Genomic DNA, 20,383 nt, shown 5'->3' on the forward strand with positions numbered 1-20,383 from the left:
AACAGGGAATTGAACAGGGAATTGAACAGGGAATTGAACAGGGAATTGAACAGGGAATAAACTTGCAAAAATTGAAAACAATTCCTCTACTGCAAGACCTCGGTTTAACCCCGCAACAAATCTCGGAACGCTTAGACTTGACTCTGGAAACAGTGCTTAACTATTTGGCACAACAGGAACAATGATCGATCCTGTTTCAACAGTCTAGAAAAGCATCAATAGTAGTGAATTAGTGACCTTTAAGCTATCAGGGATAACTCGATGAATAACGACTTATTGACTTTCTTCTTTTGTGTTGCTTTTCTCATTCTATATCTAGTTTTTTCAGCTTTAACCGAGATGGGAACAAAATGGCCTTGGACAAAAAAATAAGAGAAATACTTATAGATGTGAATAAACATAAAATCGGGTCAGGGATTCGGTCATTGGAAAAATTCTAGAGATTTGCTATCTAAATAATTAACTCGATCGCTCTACTGATAAAATATGAAACTAATTGCTGATATTTCCCCGAGCTTGGATTTATTCTTGTTGCTTTTTTTCTGGCATTGTCTCATCGGTGGCATTGCTACAGTCATCGCTATCAATAAAGGCTATCCCAGATTAAATTGGCTAATCTTCGGACTTCTGGGAGGAACCTTTACCTTTTTTATCGCTCTTTTCCTGAAAAAAAAGCCCAAAATTTAAGGGATGGTATTGCTTGATTATCCTTTAATAGTTCCCATCAACACCTCTAAATCTTCTGCGTCTAACTCCTCTGGGATACCATTGCGAATTAATTCCGAAAAATCCTCATTGGGAACCATAAAACATAGTGCATAAAGTCTTCCGTCCCCCACATTTCTAATCTCGTGGATACCCGTGGGACGGACTAATAAACTATCCCCTGGACCTAGGGGAATCGGTTTACCATCACAGATAGCCATTCCCTCCCCTTTGAGGATAAAAAACATTTCTACGGCAAAATGATGACGATGGGTAGGGGTGCAACCGTGGGGATCGAAAATTTCCACACAGACGGTCAAGGAATCCCCCGCTACGGTAGAATCGAAGACGATCGCTAAACGATTCGTATCCCCAGCGCTAATGCGAAAAACTTGATAATCCCGGGGAGATCGAATCACGGGTAACATACAATGATCGCTGGTTAGTTGGCTATTCATCGCTAATTTCGATCGAACTGTGGATGATTTTAAGACTAGCAAAAATTTTCAACTTCGCTCGATTGCGTCCACCACTTTACTCACATCTATGATCGCGGCCACATCATGGACGCGCAGGATATCGGACCCCTTAGCGATCGCTAAGGCACAGGCCGCCGCCGTTCCGAAAACTCGTTCTTTTGGGTCATCTTTGCCTGTAATCTCGCCGATAAAGCGTTTTCTCGACAATCCAATTAAAATAGGTAAACCTAAATCCCGAAATTGCTCTAATTCTCGCAATAACTCAAGATTTTGTCTCCCAGTTTTGGCGAAACCAATCCCCGGATCGATGATAATATTTTCCCTAGCAATGCCCCACTGTACAGCTTCCTTAACGCGATTCTGTAAAAATTCTTTAATTTCCTTGACTAAATCCTCATAATGTGTTAAAGATTGCATGGTTTGCGGATTGCCCCGCAGGTGCATGAGGATGATGGGAACAGCCAATTTAGCCACCGTAGGCAATAATAGGCGATCGAAGGTTCCCCCAGAAATATCATTGATCAAATCGGCCCCGGCGGCGATACCTTGGGCTGCCACGATCGCCCTAGTGGTATCGAGAGAGATAGGAATAGAACTTTGTTGTCGAATAGCGGTGATTACGGGGATAACTCGCGATAATTCTGCTTCTAGGCTAATTTCTTCGGCTCCCGGACGGGTGGATTGACCACCGATATCGATTATATCAGCCCCGGCCTCGATCATTTTCATCGCCTGTAGCAGGGCATTTTCAACATTGTCAAATTCTCCCCCATCACTAAAACTATCGGGAGTAACATTCAAAACACCCATGATATAGGTGCGTTTTCCCCAAGCAAAAATATGTTCACGAATTGCCATTAAACTAGACATAATAATAAATCCTGTTGAAAAAGTATATGAATTATGAATTATGAATTATGAATTATGAAGTGGGGAGAATAAATAAAAATAATCTCCTGACTCCTGAATACTGGCTCCTGACTCCTGAATACTGATCACCATAGTTAATTTTTAGGTAGGGAAGAATCTTTTAATTGAAAATAAGCTTGTACTTCTTCTTTCCAGAGTTGATATTTTTCTTGAATTAGTTGATATTGACTTGCAAAATCGAGGGTACAATCAACGAGATTGCTATCGATATCGCATTGCACTAATTCCCGTTCGATCAGGGTTTCTCGGATAAATTTTAAACATTCTTGTCTCAAAGTTTCCGCTTGATCAATAATTAGTTGGACTTGATTAATTGCTCGATCATATAATGGAGTTTGTGAATGAAAAATTTCGGAAGATGCGGCCAGATTTCGCAGTCTATGTAATTGATTTCTCTTTTCTACTAAACTGGCAATTTTGGGGTTAATTTCAAAAAGTAAGGTTTTCACCAGAGGAGCCAAGCGGCGAGTGTTAGTATAATCGTAGTTATTAAGATCGGATTTAATCAGGTGTACCTGTTGTAAATCGACGGTAATATCGTGGAATTGTATCTCGGTTTCGGTGATGGTGGGATGAATCGTTTTAACTTTCCAAGTAGTAATAGAAGTCAACTGCTGGCGATCACTATTAACCATTTGCTGCTCCATTTTCACCACATCAAGGGGAATACTATAAAGTTTTTTATCGAGAATATAGATGACATCGCTACCGAGAATGCGATCGATTTTAGGACGACGATATAAATAATGATACAGGAATCGATAAAAGCTTTTACTGCCTTGAAATATCTGGACAAATAACCAAATTTTCCAGCTTAATAACCCGCCGAGAAAGCGTCCGAATAGATGGGAATTCGAGGAGGGGTTATTCATGAAATTCCGTTATCAGTTATCGGTGAGGAATCGGAGGTTTGGTTCTTTTCAGTGTTCGGTAAACAGTAAACAGTAAACAGGGATAAAGATGAAGATAACTAACTAACTAATTAACTTAAAACTTACATCTGATAACTGATCACTGATCACTGATCACTGATTAAGGACGTTCTCCGGGTAGATTTTTTGACGATGTTGGTTTCGATCTTACCTGTTGACGACCGTTGCGGATAACTTGTAACATTTGCCCTAATTGTCGATCAAGATCTTCTAAAACCGCTTCGGCATAGTCGTCAGCGCCTTTTTGAATTTCATGACATTCAGCTTGGGTTTTTTGTCGTAACTGTTGCACTTCCTGCAAGGTGCTGTGACGCATCTGTTCGATTTCATCGAGGGTTTGTTGTTGCAAGGATTCACACTCCTGCTGAACCCGTTGACGAATTTGGGCCGCTTGCCGTTCTGCTTGTTGAATAATACCGGACTCATCGAGAATTTGGGCGGCTCTTTGTTGAGCGGAACGAAGGACTTGTTGAGCGTATTCCTCCGCTTTAGTGATAATTTCCTGTTCTTCCTGCAAAATTGCTAAAGCTTTCTGTACTGCTGGTGGCACGGTTTCATAGATGAGATCGATCTGTTCGGCTATCTGTCCCTCATCGATGATTGTCCAACGGGTGAGGGGGATATGGAAACTATCAAAAATCATCTCTTGCAGACGCGCCAAATCCTGATAGATATCGAAATCGACGGGTGGACTGGGAACCCCACTATTAGAAGTGTTAGGTACTGCTTTTCTGCGATCATTAGGTTCTCGGCGCGCCATAGGTTCAGATCGTCCTCATTACTGTATTCTAGTATGTTAACTGTAGTATGAGTAAATATCTCTAGAAACGTTTTCTGGGACTAGATGGGTGACGGAGCCACCGAATTGAGCGATTTCTTTAACCACGCTACTACTTAAAAAACTATATTCTTTGGTGGTGGCTAAAAAAACCGTTTCGATCCCTTCCCAGAGGGTTTTATTGGTATGGGCCATTTGCAGTTCTTTTTCAAAGTCCGAGAGGACCCGCAACCCCCGCAAAAGTACCTTGGCCCCTTTCAATCTGGCATATTCAACCGTCAATCCTGAAAAACTGTCTATCTCAACGTTTTTCAGGTGTTTTGTACAGTAACTGATCTGTTCTATGCGTTGTTCGACGCTAAATAAGGGGTTTTTATGGGGATTGCAAAGAACTGCCACGATTACTCGCTCGAATAGTGGCACACTGCGTTCGATAATATCTAAATGACCGAATGTAACTGGATCGAAGCTGCCGGGGTAGATGGCGATCATTTCTCAACCTTCACACCTCGCCAAAAAGCGATATATCCTTTGATATTTTGGGCTTTTGGCTTAGGATCGGGATAATACCAAGCGGCATCTTTATTGTCCTGTCCATCTACCCTGAGAGTATAGTAACTAGCCTCTCCCTTCCAAGAACAAATGGTATGGGTGTTACTGGATTGAAAATATTCAGCTTTGATGGTATCGGGGGGAAAATAGTAGTTTCCCTCGACAATTTCGCAGTTATCGCTTTCCGCTACCACTGCACCATTCCAAATCGCCTTTGCCATGACACTAACTCCTAGTTCTGGTTCAAAATTATCTTACAACAGAGTTTGTAAATGTTGAACCAGTTGGTTAACCTGCACCACTCCCTCGATTCGATCGATCGGTTGACCGTTTTTAAAGACTACTAAAGTCGGTAAAGCTTGAATACCGTACTTAGTGGCTAAATTAGGATATTTGTCTGTATCAATTTTGACAATTTGTAGGCGATTTTTGAAATACATTCCCGTTTGTTCTAGAATCGGAGCCATCATTTGACAAGGACCGCACCAAGTGGCATAGAAATCCACTAACACGGGGAGATTAGTGGTTTGCAACAGTTCCTGAAAACTGGAAAACTCTTTTTTGACTGCCATAAATTGTCACCTCGCCGGAAAAATAGCCTTTTCCCTACTATAGCTTTTCTAAATGTCCCTTGATTTCTCCAGAGTGGTCATCGATCGCAGGGAAAATGCTAAGTTAAGTAAAGACTCGACAGCCAACTTTCCATGAACATCCTAACCAAGCTGCTTTTTCCCGAAACTAAAACTCCAGAGCAAGTAGGTTCGCCGCGAGTACAGAAAAGCCGCCGGGGAATCGAGACTAAATCCGCCGCAGAAATCGTGATTATGCGACAAGCGGGTAAAATTGCCGCTACAGTCCTCAAGGAAATCGCCGAGATCGCTCAACCCGGGATGACGACGGCGGATTTGGATGCCTATGCGGAAAAACGTATCCGCGAAATGGGTGCTACTCCCAGTTTTAAAGGTTATTATGGCTTTCCTGCCTCGATTTGTGCCTCCGTCGATAACGAAGTCGTTCACGGTATCCCTAGCCCGAAAAAACGCCTCAAAGCTGGTTCTGTGTTAAAGGTAGATACGGGGGCCTACTACCAAGGTTATCATGGGGATTCCTGTATCACGATCGCGATCGGTTCCGTCTCTCCAAAAACCGAAAAATTAATCCGCGTGGCGGAAGAAGCTTTATATAAAGGCATAAATCAGGTAAAAGCGGGCAATTATCTGCTCGATATCGCAGGAGCGATCGAAGATCACGTTCAAGCTAACGGTTTCCAAGTAGTAGAAGATTTTACCGGCCATGGAGTCGGCAGAAATCTCCACGAAGAACCCTCGGTATTTAATTTTCGCACTAATCAGTTACCCAATGTCAAACTCCGCGCCGGGATGACTCTGGCAATTGAACCAATTGTCAATGGGGGATCTAAACATACCAGAACTTTGCGCGATCGTTGGACGGTGGTGACGATGGATAATGCTCTCTCCGCTCAATTTGAGCATACTGTCCTAGTAACCGCCACGGGGTACGAAATCTTAACCGATCGCAATAACCTATAAAATTATCTATAGATTTTTTGCTCCGGAATCTTAATTGGAAATTTATTTAGCGGTAGGATTTAGTCAAAATGTTTAAAAATATCGTTGTTGCCTTAGATTGTGGGGAATTATCGGATCGAGTCCTTCAGTCCTTGAATTCCCTTTCTCTAACGGCAAATTCTCGCATTATCCTCACCCATATCCTCGGCAAAGAAGGAGATGAATCGGCGGTGGATCGCCCTCACCCCTCCCGTGAGATTATTGAAGATCAATTGCGCTGCTATCAATCCCAGATTGCTTCCCCTAGTGAAATCGAGGTCATCTTTGGTGATCCAGCGGAGGAAATTATTCGTTTAGCTAATATCTATCATGCTGATCTGATCGTGATCGGCAGTCGGGGATTAACGGGAGTTCAACGGGTGATCGAAGATTCTGTTAGTAGTCTCGTGGTGGCAGAAGCTACCTGTTCAGTATTGGTGGTGAAAGCATAGCAGCCAGCACTCAGCGTCGAGACTCCCAGACTTGTGAGACAGCTATCAGGGATCGGATTTGAGCAGCACTGCTGACTAAAATTTGCAAATCTTATTTTTCCCCAATGTTTTCCCCCATACATTCCCCGGTATTTCCCCACTCACTCCCAAGTTTTCCACAGTTTACCCAGACTTTTCCACAGGCAACAGCGATAGAATCGGCACTTGCTTCCAGAAAAAATTAATCTTGATTGTAAAAATTCCCATCGATAGATACTGAGTTACTGTTAAGTTAAGTAAATAAAATCTAGCTCTAACCCTTATTACCTCGTAAATATTAAGTTTTTCTAAAGCATTCCTTTACATCTGGTAATATTGCAACTCCCCCCAACTTGGCTCACAATAGTCCTTACTGTCCACTGCACCAGTCAGGGATTTCCCCACTTCAGATTTAGAGGTAAACGATATGAATACATCAGTCAGTATCTTGGCAGAAATCCCCGAAATCCTCCACCAATCCCTACAACAATATCTAGAAACTCACCCCGGTTGGGATCAAGATGGTGTGTTTACGGCGGCTCTATCATTTTTTCTACTTAATTGTCAATCCTCCGAAAGGATGAATTTTGAGGAGCAAAATAGCTGTGCCAAGGTTTATCTAGAAACTTTGTTCCAGCGCTCGGAGTGCTAATTCGGGGATAATAAGAGTCGGGTCATGGTTAAAAGCCCGATTTTCCCCTATGAATTCCGATAAAACCCCTAATTTAATCATTCCTCAACTAATTATCGGTTTGGGTAATCCCGAACCCAAATATGATCGCACCCGTCATAATATCGGTTTTGAAGCGGTAGATGCCCTAGCGCGGGATTGGGGGCTATCTTGGCAGGAAAACAAGCGATTTCAAGGTTTTATTGCCGAGGGTGACAGTCCTCCCTGGGGCAAAATTCGTCTTTTGAAACCCCAAACCTATATGAATCGCTCTGGGCAATCGGTGCGAGCGGTGCTGGACTGGTATAAACTGGAGCCGGAGTCGATTTTAGTCATTTACGATGATATGGATCTGCCCCTAGGCCGGTTGAGAATCCGTCTATCGGGATCGGCGGGCGGACACAACGGTATTAAATCGATGATTGCCCACGTTGGCACGGAAAGCTTCGCTCGTTTACGCATAGGAATCGGTAAATCAAGCGAAAAAGCAACTATTTCCCACGTTTTAGGCCGATTCACCCCCCAAGAAAACCAAGTGATCTTGAAAGTGTTAGACTTATCCAGAAAAGCGATCGAACTTGGTCTCAAACAAGGGTTACAAAAGGCAATGAGTCTCTACAATAATCAAAGTGTAGAGATTGGCTCTAATCTATGCTGATAGCAAATAAGCCTGATTTTAGTAATGGTTATAATAGCCATTTTCGTCTATACTCTTACAGACCCCTTGGTTAAATCCCGATCGTCCTTTGCTAGATTAGGTCAATTTTTATCCTTGATATTAGCAGTTTAAGTATGATTAATCGCCAAAGTTTGCTGAGATTCGCCCACAAGTTTAATCTCATTTTATTGATAATCGCTACAGTTTTTTGTCTTTGGAGTAATGCTGCTTTTGCCCATCGTCCCCATGATGTGATTAGTCAAGTGGAAGTTTCTCCCGATTTCCAGACAGATAATACAGTATATATATTAGTAAGAAATAATTTTTATAAATCTAGCGACGGAGGTAGCAACTGGAAAAGATTAATTCAAGGTTTAGATTATACGGGGGAATTAAGTTCCCTATCCCTATCTCCCCTCAATAAAAATATTCTCTATTTAGCTTCAAGATCCGATGGTATTTATAAAAGTGAAGATGCGGGGGAATCTTGGCAGAAAGTTAATCAGGGTTTAGCAACTAACTTTATTAACTTTGTACAAATTGCCCCTTCCGATCCCAATATAGCAGCAGCAGTGGGATTAGAAAAAGGGGTTTATTTAACCGAAGATGGCGGTAAAAATTGGTCAAATATTTTCCCCACCACGGCACTGATAACCTCTCTAGCTATTACCCCCAACAATCCGGGGCGAATTTTTTTCGGGGATGAAGAAGGTAAATTATACAGTTCCTCCGATGGGGGGAAAACTTGGCAGAATCTCCCCTTACCTGCTAATGTGGGGGCAGTGGATACAATTGCTTTTTCTCCTAATCTAGACAGGGATAAAACCTTTTTTGTCGGTACAAAAGAAGCAGGTATTTTTAAAACCGTTGATGATGGTAAAACCTTCCAAGCTGTTAACGAAGGAATTAAAGATAAAATCATCGAAGACATTGCTATTTCTCCCGACTATGCCCGAAATTCTACCCTTTATGTCATCACTTGGTATGACGGAATGTATGTTTCCCAAGATGGGGGGAAAACTTGGACAAAAATGAGCGAGGGTTTAACCAAAGATCCCCAGGCTGATGATTATAAAGTTCCCCACTTTATCGATTTAAAAATAGTTCAAGATACGATGTTTTTAGGGGGATTTAATGGCTTATTTAAAACCACGGATAGCGGCAAACAATGGCAGGAAATAGAAACTTTAGCCCGGGGAACAGTTATCGCCATGGCGGTTTCTCCTAATTATGCCGAGGATGCCACCGTCGTCATTACTAATTATGTAGGCAATATCTTCATCAGTCGGGATAAAGGGGAAACTTGGACACCAATTAATCGCGGTTTAGAAGTTTATCGACTTGGTAAAGATCCAGAAGAATCAGGGCAAGATCCCCGGCGTTTCTTTGACATTGCCTTTTCTCCTAACTATGGACAAGATAGAACTATTTTTGCTGGGTTTTTACGCAATAGATTTGCCAAATCCGCTAACGGTGGTGATTTATGGAAAATTATCGAAATCGATGAAGGAGTCCGCGGTCCGAGAATAGTTCCTTCCCCAGATTTTGCCAAGGATAAAACTCTTTTTCTCAGCAATCAGCAGGGGAGAATATTTCGTTCTACCGATGGAGGAAATACGGTTAAAAATATCAGTGAAGTGGGCAGAATTTTCGGTAATTATGCCCCTGCCATGGTAGCTTCCCCCGATTTTGCTAAGGATAAAACTTTGTTTGTCACGGGAACAGAGGGTATTTATCAAAGTGTTGATGGTGGACTAACTTGGAAAAATGTCAGTCAAGGAACCCCCCTATCAAAAAGCTCTAATGTGCAGTTGGCAATGTCTCCCAATTATCCCAGTGATGGAACTATTTTTGCTGGGACAATTTCTGGTTTGTTTGTCACCAAAGATGGGGCTAAAAGTTGGACAAAATTAGAGAAACCAGGGTTTAATCCGCAGGCATCAGTAGAAACCATTGCTATCTCTCCTGATTATGCTAATGATCGCACGGTAATGGTTAGTTTACAGGGAAATGGATTGTTTAAATCTACCGATGGCGGGGAAAAATTTAAGCTAATTGGTGATCCTAAAATACCCCTAGTGAAAATTCATAGTATCCCTTCCTCTGGGATCTCGGTCCAGTTTTCTCCTAATTACGCTCAAGATAAAACTTTATTCGGTTTTGGTGGCGCTAAAACTACAGTTTTTCGTTCCACCGATGGGGGAGAAACTTGGACAAGTGTAACTATTCCTCCTCACGCGGAAGAAAATACACCCCGCTATAAAATCGGTGAATTTTTCTCCAGTCCCCTTGGTACAATCTTGCGCTTGGTTATCCCGATTCTCCTGGCAATCGCCGCTTATTTTCTGGTGGGTTTCTTGAAACTGGAGAAATTTATTAATCTTCCTAAATCCTTCTTCCGCATGGCAGGGGCATTTATGGTTTTTCTGTTTGTTTTCTTCGCTATCATTAGCCAAGTTTAGCGGAAATTTTCACCGGCGGGGCTTGACAAATCCCGCCGCTTGCCTTATACTTATATATATAATGGGAATCCGTGCCTGCCTGCGACCTCTGATTTTTGCGGCAGTTATCCCCTCAGACAATTAACCATCGGCAACGTAGGGATTAACCATCTTAGCAGGGTCAACAATGCGATCAAAATCCGCTTCCTCGATGTATCCCAGTTGTAAGGCTGCCACTTTCAGAGTTAAATCTTTTTCTAGGGCATAATGAGCGACGTAGGCAGCCTTTTGGTAGCCAATCACGGGACTTAAGGCAGTCACCAGCATCAAGGACTGATTTAAAAAAGTCTCAATTTGTTTTTGATTAGCAGTCATCCCCTGAACCAAAAACTGACAGAAATTACCGCAACCATCCGTGAGCAAACGGATAGACTGCATGAGATTATGAATCAACAGCGGTTTATAGACATTCATTTCCAGATGTCCTCCGGCGCCTCCCATCGTCACCGCTAAATCATTAGCCATCACCTGCACCGCTATCATCGATAAAGCTTCGCATTGGGTGGGATTAACTTTCCCAGGCATAATTGAAGAACCCGGTTCATTTTCCGGCAGCTGTAATTCTCCGATTCCACAACGGGGACCACAGCTAAGTAAACGGATATCGTTAGCAATTTTATAGAGGGAACTAGCGATAGTTTTCAGTCCCCCGCTCAAGAAAACCAGAGCATCATGGGAACCTTGCACGGTAAACTTATTAGGAGCGGTAATAAAGGGTAATTTGGTCAGATTAGCGATTTCGGCAGCCACATCTCGATCAAAATCTGGGGGAGCATTAATTCCCGTACCGACTGCTGTTCCTCCCAAGGATAAACGATAGACTTTTTCTAGACATTTTTCTAGCCAATCGCTGCCATCATCCAATAAACCCACATAACCGGAGAATTCTTGTCCGAGGGTTAAGGGGGTGGCATCCTGTAGGTGAGTGCGACCAATTTTAACTATATTTGCCCATAATTGCGCTTTTTCATCGAGACTATTCCGTAATAGTTGCAAACTGGGAATTAATTTTTCCTTGACTGCCAAGGCAACGGCAATATACATGGCCGAGGGAAAGGAATCATTCGTCGATTGGGACATATTAACATGATCGTTGGGGTCAACCGGGGTTTTGCTCCCCAAAGGATTCCCCGTCAGTTGACTACAACGATTGGAGATGACTTCGTTGATGTTCATGTTAAATTGAGTGCCACTTCCCGTCATCCAAACGTAGAGGGGAAAGTTATCTGCGTGTTGTCCGGCTAAAATTTCATCGCAGACTTGACAGATTAGGTTTTTTCTCTCCTGACTGAGACGATTTTTTTGCTGATTGACAATTGCACAGGCTTTTTTGAGAATGGCATAGGACGCGATCATCTCCCGGGGCATGAGATTATCACCGATACTAAAGTATTGTAGGGATCTTTGGGTCTGCGCTCCCCAAAGTTTATCGGCAGGTACGCGAATTTCTCCCATGCTGTCTTTCTCGATGCGAAATTCTGTCATCTTTAAGTTACTTCTGAGGTCAGCAAAAGATGGTCGTTATCTGGACTGAAAAGAGGGGGGTTACAGGGCGACACGGATTCCCACTATAAGAAAATTATAAGTCAAGTCTGGCTAGTTTGTCAAGCCCTATTGGGACTTTTTCTGGCGGCATTTTTACCCGGGAGGTTGACAAGAACAGCTGTCAGGGTGCTGGGGCGATTAGGATGATTAAATGAGACAAAAACTGTTATATTTTAGGGAAGATAATCGGTAAAAAAGAAGGGATTGGAGACTATGGACACAGCGATCGCATTAAGTTGGACATTGGGAATTATCTTAGGGTTGATGACCCTTTTGTTTATCTTAAGGATCGTGCTGACTTGGAATCCACAGGTAGATTTAAATAGCTTTCCCTTTAATATTATTGCCTGGCCCACGGAACCTTTTTTAATCCCCGTGCGTAAACTCATACCCCCCTTGGGAGGAGTGGATATTTCTCCAATTATCTGGGTGGGAATTTGTACGCTGCTGCGGGAAATTCTTCTCGGTCAACAGGGTTTAATTACCATGACCTTAAAATAATTATTTAAGCAACTAAAATATGCTGACATAATTTATGTTCTAACTCTCGTTCCTCTTTTTCTAGGGTAATAATTGCCTGTTTGATAATACTTTTAACATCCATACCCTGGTCGTATTGTTTTAACCATTGTTGTGCAGTGTTACCCTCGCGGAGGATTTTTTGTAGGGGAGAGAGGAAACAACTAAAACCCCTTTCTTTAGCGATCGGATAAACTTGAACATAGAGGTCTTTAATCCAATCCCTAGCCAAGATTTCTCGACCATCGTACCAATGTCTCAGGGTGGCATCAAGACTAAAACGCGCGGCAGCCTGTTCGTTTTCTTGGGTTAAAGTTAATAAATCCTCGCTGCGATTGCTGCTGGGTAATTGACTTAAAATTAAGGGGTCTAATTGGGGATCCTGTAAAAGTTGAGTTAAACGGGCCTCTAAAAAAGCCATAACTGCTAATAAACTAATAGGATTAGCAATCAGGTCACAAATTCGCAATTCTAGACGATTGAGATTATAGGGACGATTGCTACCGTTAGGACGTACTGACACCCAGAGATGACGAACATTCTGCATCGTAGCGAGTTTTAATTGTTCCTCAGTCCAGGTGACAAAATGTTTATGACTTTCAAAGAGGGGAACATAAGCAGGAGTTTGGGGGAAAACTTGCCAACGACGGGAATGGGAACCGGTGATTTTACCGTCGAGAAAGGGAGAAGAAGCACTTAAAGCCAAGTATAAAGGAGCTTCTAGGCGAATTAAGCGACAGGCACGCATTAAATCCTCATAATCGCTAATACCGACGTTAATATGAATACTGGCCGTGACTACATTAGTGCCGTAGGTCTGTTCAATATAGTCATGATAGGGATTGTGGGGGTCGCTGCGATAAAAATGTTGACTATCGCCCAAGGAGAGGGTACTGCCGGGGATGAGGGTATAATCGCCTAAACGACGCAAATATTGCCGTAGAGCCAGACGAGGTTTTAAAGTAGCGCATAAAAGACGGTCATAGTTAGTCATGGGAGCCGTAGTATATTCTACGTTACGACTATCCGGTTCCCGGACAAAACCATCTAAATCCTTGACAATGCGATCGGATAAACCGATAATTTCTCCGGCTGCTGTTCCGGTATACATTTCCACTTCAAAACCTTTACTTAGGAGCATCGTCAATCCACCCTGCTGTGTCTATTTTGTAGTGTGACATTATTTGGACTGTAAATGACGTTCAATCAGCAGAATCGCCACTATATCATCAATGGGACGATCGGGAATACGCATCCCCTGGGGGATGAGTTTCTGTAATCCTTTGGGAGGAAACATTTGCCAATAGCGATCGCGAGCTTCTAGGGTACTATTGCGTTCATCCACTAGAGTAATCGGGATAGTAACACGAGCGGCAATTTTTTCGCGCCAACTTTTCGAGGTGGTTTGGTTCCCCATCACCAATAATTCGATCGGATATTGTTGACAGAGACTGGCTAAACGCTCGATCGCTTGTGACGATGATATCACCTCATGGGTATAAATTTTCCCCGTCGATGACCTGACCGCGATCCCACATTTATCCTTACCCGGATCAAAACCGAGAATACACATAGTTTTTATCTTCTGCAGCAGTGGTCGGTTTTATTAAATCACTAAATTAGCAACTGTCTTGATTGTCAAGGGTGTGGGGTGTGGGAAGTGGGGATAATAAATAAAAATAGTCTCGGAGTCTCGGAGTCTTCTTAATACTGTCTCCTGACAAATATGATAATGTTCAACGGATTTAGTCTCGGTGAAAATTTAACGGGAGAGATAGCGGCTTTGAGTGCGGCGGCGCTTTGGGCGGTTTCTGCGGCGATTTATAGCCTATTAGGCCAGAAAATCCCGCCTTTATTGCTTAATTTTCTGAAAGGAGTAGTCGCGATCGCTTTAATTGCCCTGACGCTGCCCCTTTCCGGACAATGGCGCGATATTAATCAGCAAAGTTCGGTATTTATACTCTTGACAAGTGGCGCAATTGGTATAGGAATCGGTGACACGGCCTATTTTACCGCCCTTAATTATTTGGGACCGCGAAAAACCCTACTGTTAGAAACCCTTTCGCCTCCTTTGGGAGCAATTCTAGCGGCGACTTTTTTGGGGGAATCCCTGAAAATATCGGCTTATATTGGCATGATTTTGACCATCTTCGGGGTTGCTTGGGTTATTTCCGAAAAAACTCCCGAAATCAATAGTCAACGTCCTTGGCGGCGAGGAATTGCCTGGGCTTTAATCGCAGCGATTTCCCAAGCGGTGGGGGCGGTTTTATCTCGTCAGGCACTGGTGGAGTCGGGAATGTCGTCTTTGCAGAGTACCCTTTTTCGTCTGTTAGCGGGGACGGGAATAGTGTTAATTCTGATGTTTTTTCGCCGTCAGGAATCATCACCAGCGATTAACTGGTCATTGCGTCTGATTGCTATTATTATTATCACCGCTTTCGGCAGTACGTTTTTAGGGATATGGTTACAGCAAACTGCTCTAAAATTCTCTCCTGTGGGTATTGCCCAAACTCTCACCGCCACCAGTCCTTTATTTGTCCTGCCGATCGCAGCCATGATGGGGGATCGGATTAACTTGCGGGCGATTTTCGGGGTGATTATCGCTTTGCTAGGAATTGGGATTTTGTTTCAATGAGTGGTTTCTCCATCGGTTTGTAGTCTTGTTTTAGCAATAATGCGGGTTTTCTTTAAATCTCCCTCGCTCAATTCTTCTCCCACCTGTAAACGGGTGGCATTAGTTTGGAGGACAGTGGCGGCGTTTTTTTCTCCCAATTGTAGGGCAGTTTTGGCCGCGGTTTGTAGCATGGTGGCGGCGGCTGCTCGATCGCCTTGTTTTAATTTTTCTTCAGCGATTTGGGTTTGACGATATTTGGCTAAAGTCAGAATCGATTTCTGAACTTGATCGTTTAATTGGGATTGATAGAGAGCTTGGGAGGTTATATTAAGGCTAACAGTCGCAGTTTCTAGCCCTTTTTGACCGGAAGCGGGATCATCGTAGCGAATCTTCACCTTAGCTATGGTGTGAGTACCGGGGGGAATTTGGTCAATATAGAGATTGAGGAGGAGAATTTTTTCTTCATCTATCATTAAATCCCCCAAACGGGTGATGTAAAAATTGCCCTCTTGTTGTAGGGTCATTTCTATGGTTTCCGGGGCAACTTGGGCGATGGGTTTTAAGTCGGCTAAATGAGTCCGAGCATCTAATTCTAATTGCAGGAAAGCGTTAGTTAACCGCACAGATTGCAGACGGTTAAACAGACGAGTAAATTCAATTAAAGCTTGTTCGGGTCTTTCGATATAGGATAAACTTCCGCCGGCGATATCGGCAATTTTTTCTAGGATATCTTGATTCCAATGATCGCCAAAACCGAAGGTATTTAAGGTGATACCGTACTCAGCCGCTACTGCGGCTAATTTTAAACAGCGTTGATTGTTTCCGTGTTCATTTTCACCATCGGTAAGCAGAAAAATATGAGACACATAACCTTTGCTGCCGGTAGAACTTTCTTGAATACCTAATTTTATCCCTTCATCGATCGCCGTGCCTCCTCCCGCTTGTAACTGTTTAATTTTTGAGCGAATTAAGGTCAGATCATCCTGTCGCGATTGGGAGGGAAGAATAACTTTAGCGCGATGATCGAAAGCTATCACCGAGAGACGATCATTAATACCGAGGGATTCTATTAAACTTAAAGCCGCTTTTTTGACCGTTTCTAGGGGTTTTCCCTGCATAGAACCGCTATGATCGAGAACTAAACAAAGATTAATCGGTAAATTTGTGTTGATCTGTTCACTGGTGGCGGCGATCGAGAGCATCAGTTGACGTTGACTGCTGCTTTGATTAGCATCGATATGACTGTCACTCAAGGCCGATTTTATAGTTACCCGCATAAGAGTTTTTAATCGTGGTCGTTGATATTTATATTCTAATGAGTATAGTTAGATTTGTGCTTATTTTCCCGTCCGGCATCGAGTTAGACAAGTTGGAAACTGGGTGCATCTCATTTTTGTCAATCTACATTGATCTTAAAAATTAGGAATTACCCAAAAAAAGAGCCTAAATCAATCAATAAGTCCTTAACAAAAATAAAAAAGGAATAAATACGACTCTCTTATTCTTTGTGTGATAAGTTTAACTTATATAGGAGCGACCGATCTTTGTGTCCTTTGTGTCTTTGTGGTTCGTGCCACTCGCTCGCCAGCAGAATTATATCTCAAGAATACATTTTACCCACCAAACCCAAGAGAGCGTAAATACTAATGTTGAAAGCCTCTATTAATGGCACTTTTGCTCCTTGACTGTTCCCTTTTTGTTAACCACAAAGACAGGAAGTTAGGACTTTAACTAAGGGAGAGAAGGAAGGTGAGAAGAACCATTCATTAAAGCGGCGATCGCTTGTTCTAGGGCCAGGGAAATATGGGTCCAATGGGTTCCCCCCTGACAGAAAACAATATAGGGTTCCCGCAGGGGTCCATCGGCGGAGAATTCCGAGGTGCTGCCATCGATAAACGTGCCACCAGCCATCACTACTTGGCTCTCATAGCCCGGCATTTGGGCAGGAATGGGATCCAAGTAGGAACCGATGGGAGAATAGGCTTGAATGGCTTTACAGAAGGCGATCAGCTTATCGGGAGAACCGAGTTTAATCGCTTGAATAATATCGCGTCGAGGCACAAAAGGAGCGGGATTGACCGGATAACCCAACTCATCCCCCACATAGGCAATTAAATGACTGCCTTTCATCGCTTCTCCCACCATTTGCGGCGCTAGAAACAATCCCTGATAAAGGAGACGATTTTGGTCAAAAGTTGCTCCTCCCTCCCCACCGATCCCCGGTGCTGTCAGACGATAGCAGGCCATTTCCACTAATTCCGCTTTACCTGCTATGTATCCCCCGGCCGTGACAATTGTACCTCCGGGGTTTTTAATTAGAGAACCGGCCATCAGATCTGCCCCCACATCGGTGGGTTCTTGGGTGTTGATAAATTCTCCATAGCAATTATCGACAAAACAGACCGTATTCGGGTTTTGTTGTTTAACTATACGGACAATTCTCTCGATTTCGTCAATAGACAAACTCGATCGCCACGAATAACCGCAGGATCTTTGAATATGCACTAAACGGGTTTGGGGTTTAACTGCCGTTGCCAAAGCCAACCAATTGATCGTACCGGTAGAATCTAGCTCTAATTGCCGATAACTAACGCCAAAATCTTTTAAAGAGCCTTGACCACTGCCCCTAATCCCGATTACTTCCTCTAGGGTATCGTAGGGCGCACCCGCTACCGCTAACATCTCATCCCCCGGTCGAAGAACCCCATACAAGGCACAGGCGATCGCATGGGTTCCTGAAACAAATTGTACTCGCACCGCTGCCTTTTCGGCCCCCAGGGCTTGGGCGAACACTTGATCTAAAGTATCCCGTCCCAAGTCATCATGACCATAACCGCTAACACTAGCAAAATGATGCACCCCGACGCGGTTTGCACGGAAAGCAGCGAGGACTTGACGGAGATTTTCCTTGACCTGTGCGTCAATTTCCGAAAAGATGGGGAGTAGGGCCTTTTCTGCCCTGTGGAGTAGAGAGGGGATATCCATCAAACAATAGACTGTGATCTGTATTGCATTTACCTTAAATGTCGGCTTGGAGAAACCCTCGGTTTTACCTCGGAGATGAAAAGCCGACCAATATAGAACAGCACTTCGACAGGCTCAGTGTCCACATTTCGACACATTTCGACACATTTCGACAGGCTCAATGTCAAGGCTCAGTGACACGAAGCACAACTCTAAACAGTTGTGTTAAAATCCAAGAGTCAACAGGTTGAAATGCCGCTCACATCGTGGAAATCCCGTTGCAATAGTACGGCACTTTTGAGGAGAAAAAAGAAGACAAGAGCCACCCGAAAACTCTTAAAACAGGGGAGTAAGTCTTTTCCAAGACTGAAATAAACTAAAAACATTTTGCCGTAAGGCAGATAGGGTAGGGCATACCCGAATCTTGGTTGAAAGACCAAAACGCTTGGAGAGCTATCCACAAGTGGACAACTAGATAACAAGTGATATTCTAGTAGGTTCGGATAGGACATAATCGTGTAAGACGTGAGTAGGGGAAACCAGAAAGCGCGGTGATGAGCTTCAAGAATCCCTCGCCTGAGCGCTTCGGGGATTGTCAACAAGCCTACTGATCATACAACGTCAATCCTTCCGCTGAAAACATCTGCCAAGGTTGACAATAGGAATGATTAGAGCGGCCCACTTGGGGGGGGTGAGGCTCCCTGTGGTGGGGCCCCGGGGGGAGGGCCACCGGCAGCAGGTTCGTTCCCCCCACCACCAAAGAGACTTTGCCAAGAAAAACCTTGCCTTGGTCGGGTGTCCGAGGGTGGATTAATTAAGATATGTTCGGAGCCATCGAGTCCGCTTTTAACTTCGGTACGATTGCCGATAGTAACGCCAGTGGTAATGGGGACAAATCGGGGTGGTTGGTTAGGTGCGCCAACAAAAACACCAGTTTGCTCGTTCTGACGGGTAACGGCAATAGTTGGCACGGTTAAAGCGTTTTTCAGTTGGCCGACTTGGAAATCGGTAGAAACATTCATTCCCGCCTTTAATTCCCTGGCCGCCTTTTCTTCTAGGGTCACTTTCACTTCAAAACTGGTGACATTTTGTTCTACCGTTGCCTGGGTGGCAATCAGAGAGACTCGTCCATGGAAGATTTTATCGGGATAAGCATCGGCTGTAATCGTCACCTTTTGCCCAACCCGGATCTTATCAATGTTTTTTTCTGCTACATTGCTGACCACTTCATTTTGTGAAACCAGGGATAAAATCGAGGAAGAAGTGGCCGAAGATACGGAACTGCCGGTCGTAGTAGGAGCCACAAAAGCCCCCGGTTCAGCGTAGACAAAAGTAACCACCCCGTCAAAGGGTGCTTTGATGATGGTATCCTCAATCTGAGTTTTGACATTTTGTAGAGAACCCTGAGCAGTAGTCACCTCCGCCCGTGCTTGATCGATTTCCTCCTGTCTTGTTCCTGCTTGGAGAAGGTCTAAGACCTGTTGTTGATTTCTCACTTCCGCCTTTGCTTGAGCAATTTCTTCCGAGCGAGTTCCTTCTTTAAGGAGAGATAGCTTTTCTTGGGATTCAATCACGGCAGCCTGGGCGCTATCCCTAGTTGCCAGTTTTTCGTTTAAAGTCTGTTGAGATATGGCTCCTTCGTTGAAAAGTAGCTGATTGCGACGATATTCATCATCAGATTTTTTGAAAATGGCTTTTAAACCTTCTAAACGAGCTTTTTCTTGGGCAATTTCCTGAGAACGATTACCGGCCATCAGCTTTTGTAGGTTGGCTTCTAGTTGTTCCAATTTCGCTTGGGCCTGAGCGATTTCTTGGGGACGATTACCGGCGATTAGTTTGCGGAGATTAGCTTGGGCTGCCGCTAGTTTGCCCTGGGATTCTAATAATTGACCCTGCCAATCAGAATCGTCCATTTTAGCAATTATCTGTCCTTTTTTGACAGTATAACCCTCATCTACTAGCAGTTCCTTCAAAATTCCTGCTGTTTTAGGGCTAACATTAACCACTTTTTCCGGTTCCACAGTGCCATTAGCGGAAACGATGATCGTTAGATCCGTCTGTTCCACGGCTACAGGCAGCGGACGGGAACTATCCCGGTGGGGGGTATGCCCAAACTGACGATAGGCGAGAACAATACCACCAATGGCTAAAAATAAAGCTAGTAATCCCAATGCCCAGCTAATTGCGGGCTGTTTGTTAAGTTTTTGGAAGGAGGAACTATCTGACATAGTGAGTAAGAAACTGGTGGGTTAATTTAGAGAGAACCTGATTGTTGAACAGTCTGTTCCGATTCCACAGCACCATAATCGAGCTTAATAATATGATCGGCTAGATGAAAATAGCGCTCATCATGGCTAATAACGCCAATTCAAAAATGAAACGCATCAACCTCAAGAGTTGACAAAGAAAGGCTCATCAGGTACTGTCTGATCATTAACAAAAACAAATCAGACCCAAAAACGAAGCCCTCAACATCTTAACATAGAACAAAGAAACTT

The 20,383-nt window shown here is 43.6% G+C and carries 21 protein-coding genes and 1 pseudogene; 9 read left to right on the forward strand and 13 right to left on the reverse strand.

The window, feature by feature from the left end:
* Both IM450_RS19755 and IM450_RS19760 read left to right on the forward strand, forming a co-directional pair.
* Positions 1–185: pseudogene (locus tag IM450_RS19755) on the forward strand (Rpn family recombination-promoting nuclease/putative transposase); the annotation flags it as partial.
* A 301-nt stretch (positions 186–486) separates the two neighbouring features.
* Entirely contained in the window at positions 487–687 is a 201-nt protein-coding gene (locus tag IM450_RS19760; RefSeq protein ID WP_039899996.1) for a hypothetical protein, read from the forward strand.
* A gap of 17 nt (positions 688–704) precedes the next feature.
* On the opposite strand, the gene IM450_RS19765 is transcribed toward IM450_RS19760, so the two are convergent.
* From IM450_RS19765 to trxA, 7 genes are all read right to left on the reverse strand, one after another.
* Positions 705–1,163: a cupin domain-containing protein gene (locus tag IM450_RS19765; RefSeq protein WP_002800061.1), complete on the reverse strand. Its 459-nt coding sequence runs from the start codon at positions 1,161–1,163 to the stop codon at positions 705–707.
* A 48-nt stretch (positions 1,164–1,211) separates the two neighbouring features.
* Entirely contained in the window at positions 1,212–2,054 is an 843-nt protein-coding gene (gene folP / locus IM450_RS19770) for a dihydropteroate synthase (RefSeq protein WP_287666917.1), read from the reverse strand.
* 134 nt (positions 2,055–2,188) lie between these two features.
* Complete coding sequence (locus IM450_RS19775) at positions 2,189–2,986, reverse strand: hypothetical protein (RefSeq protein ID WP_287666919.1); 798 nt, start codon at positions 2,984–2,986, stop codon at positions 2,189–2,191.
* A 160-nt stretch (positions 2,987–3,146) separates the two neighbouring features.
* Positions 3,147–3,806: a hypothetical protein gene (locus tag IM450_RS19780; RefSeq protein ID WP_002800054.1), complete on the reverse strand. Its 660-nt coding sequence runs from the start codon at positions 3,804–3,806 to the stop codon at positions 3,147–3,149.
* A 36-nt stretch (positions 3,807–3,842) separates the two neighbouring features.
* A complete protein-coding gene (gene coaD, locus IM450_RS19785) occupies positions 3,843–4,316 on the reverse strand; it encodes a pantetheine-phosphate adenylyltransferase (RefSeq protein WP_002800053.1) in 474 nt (157 codons plus the stop codon).
* On the reverse strand, positions 4,313–4,597 hold the full coding sequence (locus tag IM450_RS19790) for a DUF427 domain-containing protein (protein ID WP_002800052.1): 285 nt from the start codon (positions 4,595–4,597) through the stop codon (positions 4,313–4,315). The genes coaD and IM450_RS19790 overlap by 4 nt, the downstream gene beginning before the upstream one ends.
* 33 nt (positions 4,598–4,630) lie before the next feature.
* Entirely contained in the window at positions 4,631–4,948 is a 318-nt protein-coding gene (trxA, locus tag IM450_RS19795; protein ID WP_002765348.1) for a thioredoxin, read from the reverse strand.
* Between the two features lie 132 nt (positions 4,949–5,080).
* Between trxA and map the strand changes: the two genes are divergently transcribed.
* The 5 genes from map (at position 5,081) to IM450_RS19820 (ending at position 10,204) form a co-directional block, all read left to right on the forward strand.
* The gene (gene map, locus IM450_RS19800; protein WP_002800051.1) at positions 5,081–5,926 is read left to right on the forward strand and encodes a type I methionyl aminopeptidase; all 846 of its coding nucleotides are present in this window, start codon (positions 5,081–5,083) and stop codon (positions 5,924–5,926) included.
* 68 nt (positions 5,927–5,994) lie between these two features.
* Positions 5,995–6,396, forward strand: coding sequence for a universal stress protein (locus IM450_RS19805; RefSeq protein ID WP_287666925.1), 402 nt, complete (start codon positions 5,995–5,997; stop codon positions 6,394–6,396).
* Between the two features lie 445 nt (positions 6,397–6,841).
* Positions 6,842–7,066, forward strand: coding sequence for a DUF2811 domain-containing protein (locus IM450_RS19810; protein ID WP_002800048.1), 225 nt, complete (start codon positions 6,842–6,844; stop codon positions 7,064–7,066).
* Positions 7,067–7,115: 49 nt separating this feature from the next.
* Complete coding sequence (gene pth, locus IM450_RS19815; RefSeq protein WP_002800046.1) at positions 7,116–7,742, forward strand: aminoacyl-tRNA hydrolase; 627 nt, start codon at positions 7,116–7,118, stop codon at positions 7,740–7,742.
* A gap of 134 nt (positions 7,743–7,876) precedes the next feature.
* Positions 7,877–10,204: a WD40/YVTN/BNR-like repeat-containing protein gene (locus IM450_RS19820; protein ID WP_287666930.1), complete on the forward strand. Its 2,328-nt coding sequence runs from the start codon at positions 7,877–7,879 to the stop codon at positions 10,202–10,204.
* A gap of 120 nt (positions 10,205–10,324) precedes the next feature.
* On the opposite strand, the gene fumC is transcribed toward IM450_RS19820, so the two are convergent.
* Positions 10,325–11,728 carry a class II fumarate hydratase gene (gene fumC, locus IM450_RS19825; protein ID WP_287666933.1) on the reverse strand — a complete coding sequence of 468 codons (1,404 nt, stop codon included), beginning with the start codon at positions 11,726–11,728 and terminating at the stop codon, positions 10,325–10,327.
* 273 nt (positions 11,729–12,001) lie between these two features.
* Here fumC and IM450_RS19830 point away from each other — a divergent pair, with 273 nt between their 5' ends.
* Entirely contained in the window at positions 12,002–12,289 is a 288-nt protein-coding gene (locus IM450_RS19830; protein ID WP_002779877.1) for a YggT family protein, read from the forward strand.
* A 4-nt stretch (positions 12,290–12,293) separates the two neighbouring features.
* Here IM450_RS19830 and gshA read toward each other — a convergent pair whose 3' ends face one another.
* Both gshA and IM450_RS19840 read right to left on the reverse strand, forming a co-directional pair.
* Positions 12,294–13,448: a glutamate--cysteine ligase gene (gene gshA, locus IM450_RS19835; protein WP_287666938.1), complete on the reverse strand. Its 1,155-nt coding sequence runs from the start codon at positions 13,446–13,448 to the stop codon at positions 12,294–12,296.
* Between the two features lie 39 nt (positions 13,449–13,487).
* Positions 13,488–13,880, reverse strand: coding sequence for a pre-16S rRNA-processing nuclease YqgF (locus IM450_RS19840; RefSeq protein WP_287666941.1), 393 nt, complete (start codon positions 13,878–13,880; stop codon positions 13,488–13,490).
* Positions 13,881–14,039: 159 nt separating this feature from the next.
* Between IM450_RS19840 and IM450_RS19845 the strand changes: the two genes are divergently transcribed.
* On the forward strand, positions 14,040–14,942 hold the full coding sequence (locus tag IM450_RS19845; protein ID WP_287666944.1) for a DMT family transporter: 903 nt from the start codon (positions 14,040–14,042) through the stop codon (positions 14,940–14,942).
* Here the strand turns inward: IM450_RS19845 and IM450_RS19850 are convergent.
* The 3 genes from IM450_RS19850 to IM450_RS19860 all read right to left on the reverse strand — a co-directional run bounded on the left by IM450_RS19850 (position 14,936) and on the right by IM450_RS19860 (position 20,113).
* Positions 14,936–16,198 (reverse strand): vWA domain-containing protein, encoded by a 1,263-nt coding sequence (locus IM450_RS19850; RefSeq protein ID WP_287666947.1) that lies wholly within the window; start codon positions 16,196–16,198, stop codon positions 14,936–14,938. The two genes, IM450_RS19845 and IM450_RS19850, sit on opposite strands and share 7 nt — an antisense overlap.
* A gap of 454 nt (positions 16,199–16,652) precedes the next feature.
* Positions 16,653–17,906: a methionine gamma-lyase family protein gene (locus IM450_RS19855; protein WP_287666950.1), complete on the reverse strand. Its 1,254-nt coding sequence runs from the start codon at positions 17,904–17,906 to the stop codon at positions 16,653–16,655.
* Positions 17,907–18,553: 647 nt separating this feature from the next.
* A complete protein-coding gene (locus IM450_RS19860) occupies positions 18,554–20,113 on the reverse strand; it encodes an HlyD family secretion protein (RefSeq protein WP_287666953.1) in 1,560 nt (519 codons plus the stop codon).
* Positions 20,114–20,383 lie beyond the last annotated feature (270 nt).

This window comes from Microcystis sp. M083S1, from assembly GCF_020246405.1.
Taxonomy (GTDB): Bacteria; Cyanobacteriota; Cyanobacteriia; order Cyanobacteriales; family Microcystaceae; genus Microcystis; species Microcystis aeruginosa_C.